Below are 14,051 nucleotides of genomic sequence, written 5' to 3' on the forward strand. Positions count from 1 at the left end.
TGATCCGTGACATTGCGGCATCGATCAGGTAACGTAGACAGGTCGGCTCTTGACACCGTGTGTTTCTTTGTGTGCGCGGATGGGTTTGTAAGTCAGGATGGGCCGGTTTCCCAGTAATCCGCTGGTGAAAAATCACTGTATGTGAACGGCCCCGGCCATAGACTGCCCGGGATCTCAGGTTGCGTCGCGTGTGCGGCGTTGTTCTGCCATGTACCCAATACAACCCAGGAACATTTTCCATGCCTAAGAACTTCGATCCCAAGTACTCCGCCAAGGGTGGACCGTCCAAGGGCGGCAGCAAGAGCCCCGGACACCGCGGCCACAACGCCGCCGAGGGTGCACCCAAGAAAGCCCGGTGGAACGCCGGCGAGCGGGCCGACCGTGCCGCCGGCCGCCCCGCAGGCAATGACCGTCCGGCCTACGGCAACGGCCGCCCTGCCGGCAACGACCGTCCGGCCTACGGCCAGCGCTCCGAGCGCCCCACCTACGGCGACCGCCCGAACCGCAGCGACCGTCCTTCTTCTGGTGGTGCCCCGCGCGGAGACCGCCCCTCGTACAACAGCGACCGTCCCCGCAGCGACCGTCCCGCGTACAACACCGACCGTCCCCGCAGCGACCGTCCCGCGTACAACACCGACCGTCCGTCCTACGGCGATCGCGCCCCGCGCACGGATCGTCCGGCGTACAACAACGACCGTCCGCGCACGGATCGTCCGGCGTACAACAACGACCGTCCGCGCACGGATCGTCCGGCGTACAACAACGACCGTCCGCGCACGGACCGTCCCGCGTACAACAACGACCGTTCCCGCACGGACCGTCCGTCCTACGGCAACGACCGACCCTCCTACGGCGACCGTGCCCCGCGCACGGATCGTCCGGCGTACAACAACGACCGTCCGCGCACGGACCGTCCGTCCTACAACAACGACCGACCCTCCTACGGCGACCGTGCCCCACGCACGGATCGTCCGGCGTACAACAACGACCGTCCGTCCTACGGCGACCGTCCGGCCCGCACCGAGCGTGGCGGCTACGACCGTTCCGAGCGTTCGAACTCCGACCGTCCGGCGCGTCCGGCCCGCTCGGCGTCCGATGGCGGCCACTCCAGCAACTTCTACCCCGACCGCGACACCAAGGCGCACTTCGCCGCTGGTGACGACGTCGTGCTTGAGCGCCTCGAAGCCATCGCGACGACGGCTGCCGAAGTCATCGGCGTGACCTTCGGCGACCTGGGCCTCGGTGAGAACATCGTGCGCGAGCTTGCCACCCTCGGTGCCGCAGCGCCGTTCCCGATCCAGGCCGCGACCATCCCGGACGTACTCGCCGGGCGCGACGTGCTCGGACGTGGCAAGACCGGTTCCGGCAAGACCATCGCCTTCGGCGCTCCCCTCGTGGAGAAGCTGCTGGAGAACAACGGCGCCAAGGACCGCAAGATGGCCCGCAAGCCCCGCGCGCTCATTCTGGCCCCGACCCGTGAGCTGGCCCTGCAGATCGACCGCACCATCCAGCCCATCGCCCGCAGCGTCGGCCTCTTCACCACCCAGATCTACGGCGGCGTTCCGCAGTACCGCCAGGTCAGCGCCCTCCAGCGCGGCGTGGACATCATCATCGGCACCGCCGGTCGCATCGAAGACCTCATCGAGCAGGGTCGCCTCGACCTCCGCGAGGTCGTCGTCACCGTCCTTGACGAGGCCGACTACATGTGCGACCTGGGTTTTCTCGAGCCGGTTCAGCGCATCCTGCGTCAGACCAAGAAGGGCGGCCAGAAGCTGCTCTTCTCGGCCACCCTCGACAAGGGCGTCGCCTCGCTGGTCAAGGAATTCCTGGTCAACCCGGCCGTGCACGAGGTTGCCGGCGAAGATCAGGCCTCCTCCACCATCGACCACCGCGTGCTCGTCATCGAGCACCGCGACAAGAGCGCCATCATCGGCCAGCTCGTCGACCGCCAGGGCAAGACGCTGATCTTCTCGCGCACCCGTGCCTACGCCGAACAGCTCGCCGAGCAGCTCGAAGACGCCGGCGTGAAGGCCACGAGCCTGCACGGCGACCTGAACCAGGCTCGACGCACCCGCAACCTGCAGATGCTGACCAGCGGTCGCGTCAACGTGCTGGTGGCAACGGATGTCGCGGCTCGCGGCATCCACGTGGACGACATCGACCTGGTCATCCAGGCCGACGCTCCCGACGAGTACAAGACCTACCTGCACCGCTCCGGTCGTACCGGGCGCGCCGGCAAGTCCGGTACCGTCGTCACGCTCATCCCGAAGCAGCGTCGCCGCCGCATGGATGAGCTGCTTGGCCGCGCCGAGATCGAGGCCTCCTTCACGAACGCGGCCCCCGGCGACACGTCGGTGCGTGACCTCGCCGGAATGTAGTCGCCAGCAACTCCAGCACCTCCTGAAATAACGCGAGAAGGGGCATCCGCCGTCACGGTAGGTGCCCCTTCTCGCGTTGCGGGTCGGGCAGGCCTCAGCGGCGAGCTGCGCGATGCCCGGCTGCCCGCACGATGGCTTTTCGGACCTCCTCGATCCAGAGCACCGACGACCCGACCAGCACGCACAGACCCCATTGGCCCGACGTGAGGGAGGTCGTGTCGAAGAGTCCCTGGAGCACGTCCATCTGCACCACGAGGACCTGCAGGATGATCACGGCGGTGAGTGCCAGCCAGATGCTGCGGTTGGTGAACGTCTGGAGTGAGAAGACGGAGTGGGTGTCCGAGCGCACGTTGAGCAGGTTGAACACCTGGTAGAAGACGAAGGTCGTGAACGCGAGGGTGGTGGCGAAGGCCGCGTTGCCCGCACTGTCCGGGAACAGGGCGGACGCCTGGGTCAACACGGTCAGGGTTCCCGTGGCCATGACGAGGCCGAGCCCGAGAATACGCAGCATCCTGTCCCGAGTGAGCAGAGGTTCGTCGGACGGGCGCGGAGGCCAGCTCATCGTTCCGGGTTCGGCCGGATCCAAGCCGAGCGCCAGTGCGGGTGGGCCGTCCATGATGATGTTGACCCAGAGGATCTGAAGCGCCGTGAACGGCGCGCCCGCGGCCCACCCGGTGACGCCCGCGATCAGGAAGATGAGCACGAATCCCCACGCCGTGGTCAGCTGGAACCTGACGAACTTCAGGATGTTGGCGTAGATGCCGCGTCCCTCCTGCACCGCGGCGACGATCGTGGAGAAGTTGTCGTCGGTGAGGATCATGTTTGCGGCGCCTTTGGAGACATCCGTGCCGGTGATACCCATGGCGATGCCGATGTCGGCCTGCTTCAGGGCCGGCGCGTCGTTGACGCCGTCACCGGTCATTGCAACGACATTGCCGCCGGCCTGCAACGCCCTGACCACCCGAATCTTGTGGGCCGGGGTGACACGGGCGAGCACCCCGTAGTCAGCGGCCCGGGCGGCGAGCGCGTGGTCGTCGAGGTCGTCCAGCGTAGGACCGGCAGCAGCCTCTCCGGGCAGGCCCAGGTTGCGGGCGATGGCCGAGGCCGTCACGAGATGGTCGCCCGTGATCATGTGCACGCGGATGCCGGCGCCGAGCGCCACCGCGATGGCCTTGGCCGCCTCAACCCGGGGTGGATCGACGATTCCGACGATGGCGTAGAGGGTCAGACCGGTGACCAGGGAGCGACCCGCGTCGTCGCCCGGAACGGTGCCGGCGTCGAGGGTGCGTCCGGCGACCATGATCGTGCGCAGGCCCTCACCGGCCAGTTCCTGGATGGTGTCGTGGATTCGTTGCTGCATGGTGGCATCGAGAGGGCGGATGCCGTCGTCGGTGAGCACCGAGTCGGTCAGGGGCAGCAGTGCGCCCGGTGCGCCCTTGGCGAAGCAGCGGTGTCCGGGCGGTCGCGGCAGTCCGGTCGTCGGCTCTGCCGGCCGGTGGAATGTGGCCATGAATTTGTAGTCGGAATCGAAGGGCACTTCGGCTACCCGGGGGTGGGTCCGCCTCGCAGCTGCGACGTCGATGCCGCCCTTCTCGGCGAGTACGGCCAGGGCTCCTTCGGTGGGGTCGCCGACCAGCACGCCGTCGTTCAGTACGGCGTCATTGCACAGGGCCATGGTTAGGAACGCCTCGGTGAGGTCAGGCAGGGGACGGTCATCGCCGGTGAGGATCCGGCCGTCGGTGGAGTAGCCCTCGCCGGTGATGCGGAAATCGCGGCCATGGGTGTGCAGTCGGCGGGCCGTCATCTCGTTCATGGTCAGCGTGCCGGTCTTATCGGTGGCGATATGGCTGACGCTGCCGAGGGTTTCCACCGCCGAGAGCTGCTTGATGATGGCGCCTCGGGCGGCCAGCCGGGAAGCGCCCATCGCCAGGGTGAACGCGACGACCGCGGTGAGACCCTCAGGAATGGTCGCCACGGCCAGCGAGACGGCGGTGATCAGCAGCTCGGTCCAGGACTCCCCGCGCAGGAGGCCCAGCACGAAGACGATCGCCACCACGACCAGCGCCGCAACGGTGAGCAGCTGGGCCAGCTGGTCGATCCTCCGCTGCAACGGTGTTTTGTCGTTCTTCACCTCGTTCAACAGCACCGCGATGCCGCCGACGGCCGTGCCCATGCCGATGTCGGTGACCACCATGGTGGCGCGGCCGCGAGTGACCAAGGTGTTCATGAAAAGCATGTTGGTGCGGTCTGCGAGCGGCAGTTCCGCATCGTCCAGAGCGGGAATCGTCTTCCCGACCGGCTCGGATTCCCCGGTCAGGGTCGCCTCGGCCACCTGCAAGCCGGCATTCTCGATGATGCGACCGTCCGCCGGAACGGAGTCCCCGGCATCGAGGAGCACGATGTCGCCCGGCACAAGATCGGAGAATTGCACCTCGAGTTCGGTTCCGTCCCGCCGAGCGACGGCCTTGCCTTCCGACAGCTGCTGCAGCGCCTGGAGGCTGCTCTCGGCCCTCCGCTCCTGCACATAATTCAGAACGGTGTTGAGGATGATCACGACCAGGATTACGATCGGTGTCTCGAGTTCCCGCGAGACGACGGCGCTGACGACCGCGGCCACCAGAAGCACGATCGTCATCTTCTCTCCGAGAAGGCGCAGGATCTTGCGCCAGGTCGGCACGCGGTCCGGCTTACGCAGCAGGTTCGGTCCGTATCGCCGACGGCGGTCGTCGACCTCGGATGCGGCGAGCCCGGCGCGGGCGTCGACGTCCTGCGCCGCCGTGGTTTCAGCGGCCGAGAGGGTGTGCCAGGCGGCGTGCTCGGTGGCCGCCGCTGCGGGAGAGGTGGTGGGCATCCGTCTGGGTCAGCGATTCGGCCGTTTGCGCGTCACCAGCACCGGGCAGACCGAGAGCCGGGTGCACTGGTCGCTGACCGAGCCCAACAACAGTCCGGCCAGGTTGCCGCGCCCGCGGGAACCGACCACGAGCATCCGCGCCTCACGCGACACCTCGATCAGGCTGCGGGCAGGCCCCGCATGCACGGCCCGGTAGTCGACGGTCATGTGCGGGAAGGCATGCACCAGCGCAGCGGTGTCCTCGATCAGTGCGGCCCGAACCGCCTCCGAGTATTCGGCGAACGTCGACACGTAGCCGAACTCCCAGTTCGCGGGCCTGGGGGCGGTGTCGATTGACCAGGCGCGCACGATCACGACCGGGGCGTGCAACTGATCGGCGAGCCCGAGCGCCGTGCTGAGCGCGTGGTCTGCGAAGGCCGAGCCGTCGTGGCCGACGACGATGCTGCCGGCCGGTGACGGCGCCGGCGTGGACGCCTCGGCGGTTTCCGGTGTGCCTGCAGGGGTGGTGCCTTCGGTGCTCACGGCGGACTCTCCGAACTGGGGGATGAATGAGGAAGAACGATCAGAACACTTCCAGATTAGCGAACTGCCGTTCAGGTGTCCAACTTGGGGGGTGGGACCGGCACGAGCACGGCGAGCAGCTCGTCGAGTTCGTGGCCTTCGGACACCGGATGCCGGAACGGTCGCCCGGGGGCGATCTGGTAGCTGTTGCGCCGCCCGACCCGGGTTCTCGTGATGTAACCGCTCGCCACGAGATCGGCGATGATCTTCTGGGCGCCGCGCTCGGTGACGCCCACCCGGGAGGCCACTTCGCGCATCCGGCACTGCGGATCCCGCGCGATCGTGACGAGAACGTGCGCGTGGTTGGTCAGGAACGTCCAGCGGGCGTCGCTCCCGGGGGTGGGCCGGGGCTCCTGGTCAGGGTCCGATGCGTTCATGTAAGTGAGATTAGTCCACCGGTGTCGCGCCGTCTTGCGCCCGGGGCACGAACGGCGGCCGGTCGGGCGCGTCGACGATCAGGTTCGTGATGCGCGCGGTGCACAACCGACGGCCCTGGTCGTCGCTGATCACGATCTCGTGGCAGGCGATCGTGCGCCCGAGCCGGATGGCCGTCGCCACCCCGGTCACGATTCCAGACCGCGCCGCGAGGTGGTGGGTCGCGTTGATGTCGAGGCCCACCGCGCTCCGCCCCGGGCCCGCATGGATCACGGCAGCCCACGAGCCGAGAGCCTCGGCGAAGGCGACGGATGCCCCGCCGTGCAGCAGCCCGAAGGACTGCCGGTTGCCCTCCACCGGCATCGTCGCGACGACCCGCTCCGCGGACTGCTCGACAATGGTCACGCCCATCTTCTCGTCAAGTTCGCCGAGCGTGATCTTCCAGTTCTCGTTCACGTTTCTCCTCTATTCGGTGGTCGAGCTCGCCGAGACCCGCGAGCCCGGCGCCACCCGCAGCCCGTCGAGCGCCACCGCGAGCACATCGTTGGCGAGGTGACCGGCATCTTCCGGCCCCTCCGGCCGATACCACTCCACGATCGAGTTCACCATGCCGAACAGCAGCCGGGTCACGATCCGAGGGTCGATGTCGCCGCGCAGGGAACCCTCATCGCGGGCCTCCACCACGAGGGCGGATACGGCCCGGTCGAATGTGCGGCGGCGGGCGAGCGCGGCGCGCTCGACATCCGTGTTGCCGCGCACCCGCAGCAGCAGCGTCACGTAGGGCAGCCGGGAGGTGAGCACCTCCACGGCTCCGCGCAGCACCGCGGCGAGCCGGTCGATGGCCGGGCCGCATTGGGCGCTCTGCTTGAGCAGCACCCCTTCGAGTCCGTCGAGGGCCTCGCCGAGAGCCTGTTCCAGCAGCTCCTCCTTCGAGGTGAAGTGGTGGTAGATCGCCGATTTCGACAGGCCGAGGCGGGTCGCGAGCACGCCCATCGAGGTGGCGTCGTAACCGAACTCGTTGAAGGCGGCGACCGCCACCTCGAGAATGGCGGGCTGGTCGTATCCGGGGCGGCCACGTTTGGCCAGGGCTGGTTCAGACATAATCGAGAAGTCTGTCACGGGCCGGGTTTCCGGAGGAACGACCGGCCCGTGACTGCGCGGGTTGTGCGGCAGACTCAGCGCAGGTCGTAGACACGCTTGTGCTTGCCGGTGCTGCGCTCGAGCGTGCCGGGTTCGACGATCAACACGTTGACGCTGGACCCGATCAGGTCCTTGATCTTATGGATCAGCAGCGCTGAGGCGATGTCGGAGGCGACATCGCTGGCGTGCTCGTGCCGTTCGATCCGAACGGTCAGTTCGTCCATCCGGTTCGGCCGGGTCAGCTCGATCACGAAGTGCGGGGAGAGGCTCGGGATGCTGAGCACGATCTCCTCGATCTGGGTCGGGAACAGGTTGACGCCGCGCAGGATGATCATGTCGTCGTTGCGACCCGTGATCTTCTCCATCCGGCGCATGCCGGGGCGCGCCGATCCGGGCAGCAGGCGGGTCAGGTCGCGGGTTCGGTAACGGATGACCGGGAAAGCTTCCTTGGTCAGCGACGTGAACACGAGCTCACCCTGGGTGCCGTCAGGCAGCACGAGTCCGCTGTCGCCGTCGATGACCTCGGGCAGGAAGTTGTCCTCCCAGAGGTGCGGCCCGTCTTTCGTCTCGATGCACTCGTTGCCCACGCCCGGGCCCATCACCTCGCTGAGCCCGTAGATGTCGAGCGCGTCGAAGTCGAGGCGGTCTTCCAGCTCGAGCCGCATCTGATTGGTCCACGGCTCCGCGCCGAGCACGCCCGCCTTCAGGCTGGACGAGCGAGGGTCCATGCCGGCCGCGACCATCGCATCCGTGATCGTCAGCAGGTAGCTGGGCGTGGCCATGATGACGTCCGGTTCGAAGTCCTGGATCATCTTGACCTGCTTGTTGGTCTGGCCGCCGGACATCGGGATGGCGGTGGCGCCCAGCGCTTCGATGCCCGCGTGCGCGCCGAGACCGCCGGTGAAGAGGCCGTAACCGTACGCGTTGTGCACGCGCATGCCGGGCCGCACGCCGGAGGCGCGAAGGCTGCGCGCCACAAGGCCCGCCCACATCCTGAGGTCCTTCTTCGTGTAGCCGACGACGGTCGGCAGCCCGGTGGTCCCGGAGGAGGTGTGGATGCGCGCGACCTGGTCCATCGGCACCGCGAACATGCCGAACGGGTAGGAGACGCGCAGGTCGTCCTTGGTCGTGAAGGGCAGCATGGCCACATCGTCCAGGGTGCGGATGTCGTCCGGGTGCACTCCGGCCTCGTCGAACTTGCGGGTATAGAGAGGAACGTTCTGGTAGGCGAGCCGTACGGTCTTCTGCAGCCGGGTCAGCTGTAACGCCTGCAGTTCGTCACGGGACATCCGCTCCTCGGGATCGAGTTCATCCTGGGCCGGGGCGTGCAAGCGGGTCTTGGTCATCGTTGACATGAGGCCTCCTGGTGGAATGCGGATTTAAAGTAGGGGAGCGACGGAACCAGGCACGGGAAAGTTGGTGGTGCGGCTGCGCCCGCGAAACTCCGCCACCGGCACGTTGTGCTCGTTGGCAACGCGCACGTCATAAAGTCCGGAGCGACCGCTCTTGGTGCGCAGCACGGCGGTCGCGGTGAGGGTCTGCCCGGCGGCGGTGGGCTTCAGAAAGGTGATGTCGGCGCCCGACGCGAGCGTGACGTGGTGGTCGTCGTTGCAGGCGATCGCGAACGCCGTGTCGGCCAGAGCGAAGACGATCCCGCCGTGCGTCACGTCGAAGCCGTTCATCATGTCGTCCCGCAAGAGCATCGAGACGACCGCGCGGCCGGGCTCTGAGGCGTGCACGACCATGCCGAGTGCGGCCGATGCCCGGTCGTTCTCCATCATGGCCCCGTTGGAGGGCGGTAAAACTTCCGTCATGTGGTTCTCCTCATTGAGTTCCGCGGGCCGCAACGCATGGTTGTGGGGGTCGTAGGGAAACCATATACTAACTGAACGATCGGTTGGTAAAAGTTCGCCAAACCCAGGAGTCAACGATGACAATCCCGCCAGTTCCCTACGCTATCGCCCCGGACAGCGCCGCCACGGTGTCTGCCGAGGAACAGCAGTTCAACGACCTGATTGCCGCCGATTCGCGAATCGAGCCGCGTGATTGGATGCCGGACGGCTACCGCAAGACCCTCATCCGCCAGATTTCCCAGCACGCGCACTCCGAGATCATCGGGATGCAGCCGGAGGGCAATTGGATCACCCGGGCGCCCAGCCTGAAGCGCAAGGCGATCCTACTGGCCAAGGTGCAGGACGAGGCCGGCCACGGTCTCTACCTCTACTCCGCCGCGCAGACTCTCGGCATCAGCCGCGACCTGATGACGGACCAGCTCATCGCGGGCAAGGCGCGCTACTCCTCGATCTTCAACTACCCGAGTCCCACCTGGGCCGACATGGGCGCCATCGGCTGGCTCGTCGACGGCGCCGCGATCTGCAACCAGGTGCCGCTCTGCCGCGCGTCCTACGGTCCGTACGGGCGCGCCATGGTGCGCATCTGCAAGGAGGAGTCCTTCCACCAGCGGCAGGGCTTCGAGATCCTGCTCGAGCTGATGAACGGCACGCCCGCCCAGCGCGAGATGGCCCAGGAATCGGTCAACCGCTGGTACTGGCCGGCCCTGCAGATGTTCGGGCCGCCCGATGACGACTCGCCCAACTCGGCGCAGTCGATGGCCTGGAACATCAAGCGGTTCTCCAACGACGACCTGCGCCAGCGCTTCGTCGGAATGCTCGTGCCGCAGGCCGAGGTGCTCGGTGTGACGCTGCCGGACCCGGACCTGCGCTGGAACGAAGAAAAGGGTGCGTACGACATGGGCGAAATTGACTGGACCGAATTCCACGAGGTGCTCGCGGGCCGCGGACCGGCGAACGCCAGGCGCCTCCAGCGCCGCCGCGACGCCCACGACGAGGGTCAGTGGGTGCGTGAGGCTGCTGCCGCGTACGCCGCCAAGCAGGCCGTGAAGGCGGTCGCATAATGAGCGCTCCCGGTGCATCCGAGAAGGAGATCTGGCCCCTTTGGGAGGTTTTTGTGCGCTCCAGCCGCGGAATCAGCCACACCCACGTGGGTTCCCTGCACGCCCCCGACGCCACCCTCGCGGTGCGCAACGCGCGTGACCTCTACACCCGCCGCAATGAGGGCGTCTCGATCTGGGTCGTGCCTGCCGACGCGATCACCACGAGCGATCCGGATGCGAAGGGTGCCTTCTTCGAATCGCCCGCCGGCAAGAACTACCGCCACGCGAGCTACTACACGAAGAGCGAAGGGGTGAAGCACCTGTGAGCGACACCATCGAGCAGGACGGCCACGGCCACGTCGACGTCGACACGGTCCAGCTCTCCGCGGAACTGGTCGAAGCGGCATCCGTCGCCTCGCACGACGTGGCGGAATACGCGCTTTGGCTCGGCGACGACTCGCTCGTGCTGGCCCAGAACCTGGGCTGGTGGATCTCCCGCGCCCCGGAGCTGGAAGAGGACATCGCCCTCGGCAACATCGCCCTCGACCTGATCGGGCACGCCCGTTCCCTGTTGCACTACGCCGGGGCCGAATCCGGCCGAACCGAGGACGACCTGGCGTACTGGCGTGACGAACCCCAGTGGCGCTCGGCGCACCTGTTCGAGCAGCCCAACGGCGACTTCGCGCACACGATCGCCCGTCAGTTCATCGCGGCGCACTACCTGTTCGAGCTCTACAGCGCGCTGATGCAGTCGACGGATGCGACGCTCGCCGCGATAGCGGCCAAGGCCGTCAAGGAGGTCGACTACCACCGCGACCATTCCATCCAGTGGGTGCTGCGCCTCGCTCAGGGCACCGAGGAATCCCGCCGGCGCATGATCACCGGTCTCTCCGACCTATGGCCGTTCGTGGAGGAGCTCTTCGTCGACGAGCCGCTGATCGGCCGGCTCGAGGGCGTCGCCGTGCGGCCGTCCTCCCTCCAGGCCTCAGTCCTGAGCGCCATGTTCCCCGTGCTCGCCGAAGCCGAGCTCGAGGTTCCCCGCGGCTTCATCTCCTCCGGGGGCGGGCGCCGCGGCGACCACTCCGAGAACCTCGGTCCGCTGCTCGCCGAGATGCAGGTGCTGGCGCGGGCGCACCCCGGCGCGAAATGGTGACCGTGGCCTCCCTCGCCCGTCCGCGTCCGGGCGACGCGGCGTCGCAGAAGGCCTGGGATATCGCCGCCGAGGTCTGCGACCCGGAGGTCCCCGTGCTCACGATTGAAGACCTGGGAGTGCTCCGGTCGGTCGCCGTTTCGGCCGACGGAACCCACGTCATCCTAACGCCGACCTACAGCGGATGCCCCGCGATGGAGGCCATGCGCGACGACGTCCGGGCGGCCCTCACCAATGCCCACTACCAGAACGTCACCGTGGAACTCGTGCTCGCCCCGGCCTGGACCACCGACTGGATGAGCGAGGAGGGCAAGGCGAAGCTGGTCAGTTATGGCATCGCCGCCCCGACCGGCCACTCCGGCGTGCGCCCGACCGGCGCCGTCCGGCTCCAACTCGCGGTCAAGTGCCCGCGCTGCTCCTCACTGAATACGCGGGAACTCGCCCGCTTCGGTTCGACGTCGTGCAAGGCGCTCTACGAGTGCCGGGACTGCCTCGAACCGTTCGACTACTTCAAGGTGTTGTAACCATGGCCGCACTCAATCTGGGCAGTACCGATTCAGCCGTTCTCGACCCTGCCACCGAGCCTACGAAGCGCCGCGCCCGGTTCCACACCCTCGCCGTCGGCGAGGTGCGTCAGCTCACCCAGGACAGCGTCGAGGTGACCTTCCTGGTTCCCGAGGCGCTGCAGGGGGAGTTCGACTACGACCCCGGGCAGCACCTGGCGTTGCGCGCCACGATCGGCGGCCGGGAGCTGCGCCGCAGCTACTCGATCTGTCGTCCGCACGCGCTCGGCTCGGTCAGCGTCGCGATCAAGCGCGACCTCGGCGGGGTCTTCTCCAGCTGGGCGAACACCGAACTCCGGGCCGGGGACCGCCTTGACGTGATGAGCCCGCAGGGCACGTTCACCACCGCGCTGGACACTCTGGACGACAAGCACATCGTCGGCATCGCCGCCGGCAGCGGCATCACGCCGCTGATGTCGCTCGCACACACCGTGCTCGAACGCTCGGAGACCTCCCGCTTCACGCTCGTCTACACAAACCGCACCGCGCTCGACGTGATGTTCCTCGACGAGCTCGCCGACCTGAAAGACCGGTACCCGGCCCGGCTGGCACTGCACCACGTGCTCTCGCGCCAGTCTCGCTCCTCCGCCCTGCTCTCCGGCCGGATCGACGAGGAGAAGCTGCGCCTGATGCTGGCCAGCATCATCCGTCCCGCCGCCGTCGACGAGTGGTTCCTCTGCGGGCCGTTCGAACTGGTGCAGTTGTGCCGCGACACGCTGGAGAGCGTGGACGTCGAGCCGGGCCACATCCGGTTCGAACTGTTCACGACGGGGGAGCCGACGCACGCGGTCGGCGACACCGGGCGGCCGGTGGTCGTCGGAATCGGCGACAAGACCTTCGAGATCGAGTTCACGCTCGACGGCGAGAGCGCCACGGTGACCACGCCCGTCAACGCGAAGGAGAGCATCCTGAACGCCGCCCTGCGTGTGCGGCCGGACGTTCCGTTTGCCTGCGCTGGGGGAGTGTGCGGCACCTGCCGCGCCAAGCTCGTCAGCGGTGACGTCACGATGACCGAGAACTACGCCCTCGAACCGGACGAACTGGCCCGCGGCTATGTGCTCACCTGCCAGTCGCACCCAACGACCGACCGGGTCGTCGTCGACTACGACGTGTAGCGCCACTCGCCCATCAGATATGGCGCGCAAGCGCAGAAAGCGGTTCCCGTGATCGAGCTGTCCATCCGGGACGACGTGGCCTACGTCGTCCTGAACGCCCCCGACAAGCTGAACGCGCTCGACGAGGCCGGCCTGGCCGAGCTCGCGGCCGCATACGAGACCGCGGAGGCGGCCGGCGTGCGCGCCCTCGCGCTGCGCGGCGAGGGCCGCGCATTCTGCGCGGGCCGTGACATCTCGGGCATCGACCCGCGCGACGACGATGTGATGGGTTTCCTGGGGGGACTCGTCACGCCGTTGTTGCAGCGGATGAGCGCCTTCCCGGCGCCCACCTTCGCCGCCGCGACCGGGGCCTGCCTCGGGGTTGGCCTCGGCCTGCTGATCGCCACGGATGTCGTCTACGTCGCCGACACCGCGAAGATCGGGTCCCCGTTCGCGAACCTCGGTGCCACGCTCGACTCCGGCGGCCATGCCCTGTTCGTCGACCGGCTCGGCGCGCACCGCACTCTCGACCTGATCTACTCCGGCCGGCTCATGTCGGGCGCGGAGGCCGTGGCCGCCGGCCTGTTCAGCCAGGCATTCCCGGCCGACGAGGTGACGGATGCCACGTCGACGGCCGCCCAACGGGCCGCACAAGGGGCGACTCAGGCGTTCCTCGCCAGCAAGGAGCTCGTGCGCGCCCTCCGGGACGACCGGCTCGGCCTCTGGCAGAGCGTCGCCGCCGAGAACCGGGCGCAGGCGGCCCTCTGCGACACCGCTGACTACCGGGAGGGCTTCGCCGCCTTCCAGCAGAAGCGCAAGCCCGCATTCACCGGCCGCGACTGACCCGTCGCGTCCCTGTCCTGGCCCGTCCCTGCCGCCCGCGTCGAACCAATTCGACGGAGATTCTGGGAAAAAGGCGGTTCCCGAAGGTTCTGGGGCCGTTTCGGGCAAAATCTCGGCTCTCCTGCTGCTTCCGTGGGTTAATCCCGGCCGGGGAGCACTGGTTTGTGGCCGCCGAGGCTGAGCATGGCCAGGGCGATGAGGGC

Annotated in this window: 14 protein-coding genes; 7 read left to right on the forward strand and 7 right to left on the reverse strand. The window is 67.7% G+C overall.

Translation table 11 applies throughout. The features are described from left to right. The first annotated feature begins 239 nt into the window (after window positions 1-239). The gene (locus E3T40_RS08075) at window positions 240-2,378 is read left to right on the forward strand and encodes a DEAD/DEAH box helicase (RefSeq protein ID WP_134543101.1); all 2,139 of its coding nucleotides are present in this window, start codon (window positions 240-242) and stop codon (window positions 2,376-2,378) included. Between the two features lie 94 nt (window positions 2,379-2,472). Here the strand turns inward: E3T40_RS08075 and E3T40_RS08080 are convergent, their stop codons facing one another. The 7 genes from E3T40_RS08080 to paaI form a co-directional block, all read right to left on the reverse strand. Continuing rightward, window positions 2,473-5,229: an HAD-IC family P-type ATPase gene (locus E3T40_RS08080; RefSeq protein ID WP_134543102.1), complete on the reverse strand. Its 2,757-nt coding sequence runs from the start codon at window positions 5,227-5,229 to the stop codon at window positions 2,473-2,475. 9 nt (window positions 5,230-5,238) lie between these two features. Beyond that, window positions 5,239-5,751: a universal stress protein gene (locus E3T40_RS08085; protein ID WP_233193990.1), complete on the reverse strand. Its 513-nt coding sequence runs from the start codon at window positions 5,749-5,751 to the stop codon at window positions 5,239-5,241. Between the two features lie 71 nt (window positions 5,752-5,822). After that, window positions 5,823-6,167, reverse strand: coding sequence for a winged helix-turn-helix domain-containing protein (locus tag E3T40_RS08090; protein WP_104102573.1), 345 nt, complete (start codon window positions 6,165-6,167; stop codon window positions 5,823-5,825). A gap of 10 nt (window positions 6,168-6,177) precedes the next feature. Next, window positions 6,178-6,576 (reverse strand): hotdog fold thioesterase, encoded by a 399-nt coding sequence (locus tag E3T40_RS08095; RefSeq protein ID WP_134397657.1) that lies wholly within the window; start codon window positions 6,574-6,576, stop codon window positions 6,178-6,180. Between the two features lie 54 nt (window positions 6,577-6,630). Beyond that, window positions 6,631-7,266 (reverse strand): TetR/AcrR family transcriptional regulator, encoded by a 636-nt coding sequence (locus tag E3T40_RS08100; RefSeq protein ID WP_104170553.1) that lies wholly within the window; start codon window positions 7,264-7,266, stop codon window positions 6,631-6,633. Window positions 7,267-7,340: 74 nt separating this feature from the next. Then, window positions 7,341-8,651 (reverse strand): phenylacetate--CoA ligase PaaK, encoded by a 1,311-nt coding sequence (paaK, locus tag E3T40_RS08105; RefSeq protein ID WP_104194150.1) that lies wholly within the window; start codon window positions 8,649-8,651, stop codon window positions 7,341-7,343. Between the two features lie 33 nt (window positions 8,652-8,684). Beyond that, the gene (gene paaI / locus E3T40_RS08110; protein ID WP_104102568.1) at window positions 8,685-9,119 is read right to left on the reverse strand and encodes a hydroxyphenylacetyl-CoA thioesterase PaaI; all 435 of its coding nucleotides are present in this window, start codon (window positions 9,117-9,119) and stop codon (window positions 8,685-8,687) included. Window positions 9,120-9,235: 116 nt separating this feature from the next. On the opposite strand from paaI, the gene paaA reads away from it, so the two are divergent. The 6 genes from paaA to E3T40_RS08140 are packed head-to-tail and all read left to right on the forward strand — an operon-like array spanning window position 9,236 to window position 13,848. After that, the gene (paaA, locus tag E3T40_RS08115) at window positions 9,236-10,219 is read left to right on the forward strand and encodes a 1,2-phenylacetyl-CoA epoxidase subunit PaaA (RefSeq protein ID WP_104194141.1); all 984 of its coding nucleotides are present in this window, start codon (window positions 9,236-9,238) and stop codon (window positions 10,217-10,219) included. After that, complete coding sequence (gene paaB / locus E3T40_RS08120) at window positions 10,219-10,524, forward strand: 1,2-phenylacetyl-CoA epoxidase subunit PaaB (protein WP_104102564.1); 306 nt, start codon at window positions 10,219-10,221, stop codon at window positions 10,522-10,524. The genes paaA and paaB overlap by 1 nt, the downstream gene beginning before the upstream one ends. After that, window positions 10,521-11,351 (forward strand): 1,2-phenylacetyl-CoA epoxidase subunit PaaC, encoded by an 831-nt coding sequence (gene paaC, locus E3T40_RS08125; RefSeq protein WP_104194140.1) that lies wholly within the window; start codon window positions 10,521-10,523, stop codon window positions 11,349-11,351. The genes paaB and paaC overlap by 4 nt, the downstream gene beginning before the upstream one ends. Then, on the forward strand, window positions 11,345-11,872 hold the full coding sequence (gene paaD / locus E3T40_RS08130; protein ID WP_104170550.1) for a 1,2-phenylacetyl-CoA epoxidase subunit PaaD: 528 nt from the start codon (window positions 11,345-11,347) through the stop codon (window positions 11,870-11,872). Before paaC ends, paaD begins: the two co-directional genes overlap by 7 nt. 2 nt (window positions 11,873-11,874) lie before the next feature. Beyond that, window positions 11,875-13,026, forward strand: coding sequence for a 1,2-phenylacetyl-CoA epoxidase subunit PaaE (gene paaE, locus E3T40_RS08135; RefSeq protein WP_104194139.1), 1,152 nt, complete (start codon window positions 11,875-11,877; stop codon window positions 13,024-13,026). 48 nt (window positions 13,027-13,074) lie between these two features. Further along, a complete protein-coding gene (locus E3T40_RS08140; protein WP_104194138.1) occupies window positions 13,075-13,848 on the forward strand; it encodes an enoyl-CoA hydratase/isomerase family protein in 774 nt (257 codons plus the stop codon). Window positions 13,849-14,051 lie beyond the last annotated feature (203 nt).

Source organism: Cryobacterium sp. TMT1-19 (assembly GCF_004403055.1).
GTDB lineage: Bacteria > Actinomycetota > Actinomycetes > Actinomycetales > Microbacteriaceae > Cryobacterium > Cryobacterium sandaracinum.

Bases quoted from the DNA above. Each gene is read 5' to 3' on its own strand.
- paaB (WP_104102564.1), top strand. From the start codon at position 10,219: ATGAGCGCTCCCGGTGCATCCGAGAAGGAGATCTGGCCCCTTTGGGAG.
- E3T40_RS08080 (WP_134543102.1), bottom strand. From the start codon at position 5,229: ATGCCCACCACCTCTCCCGCAGCGGCGGCCACCGAGCACGCCGCCTGG.
- paaD (WP_104170550.1), top strand. From the start codon at position 11,345: ATGGTGACCGTGGCCTCCCTCGCCCGTCCGCGTCCGGGCGACGCGGCG.
- paaI (WP_104102568.1), bottom strand. From the start codon at position 9,119: ATGACGGAAGTTTTACCGCCCTCCAACGGGGCCATGATGGAGAACGAC.
- paaK (WP_104194150.1), bottom strand. From the start codon at position 8,651: ATGACCAAGACCCGCTTGCACGCCCCGGCCCAGGATGAACTCGATCCC.
- E3T40_RS08095 (WP_134397657.1), bottom strand. From the start codon at position 6,576: ATGGGCGTGACCATTGTCGAGCAGTCCGCGGAGCGGGTCGTCGCGACG.
- E3T40_RS08090 (WP_104102573.1), bottom strand. From the start codon at position 6,167: ATGAACGCATCGGACCCTGACCAGGAGCCCCGGCCCACCCCCGGGAGC.
- E3T40_RS08075 (WP_134543101.1), top strand. From the start codon at position 240: ATGCCTAAGAACTTCGATCCCAAGTACTCCGCCAAGGGTGGACCGTCC.
- paaE (WP_104194139.1), top strand. From the start codon at position 11,875: ATGGCCGCACTCAATCTGGGCAGTACCGATTCAGCCGTTCTCGACCCT.
- E3T40_RS08100 (WP_104170553.1), bottom strand. From the start codon at position 7,266: ATGTCTGAACCAGCCCTGGCCAAACGTGGCCGCCCCGGATACGACCAG.
- paaA (WP_104194141.1), top strand. From the start codon at position 9,236: ATGACAATCCCGCCAGTTCCCTACGCTATCGCCCCGGACAGCGCCGCC.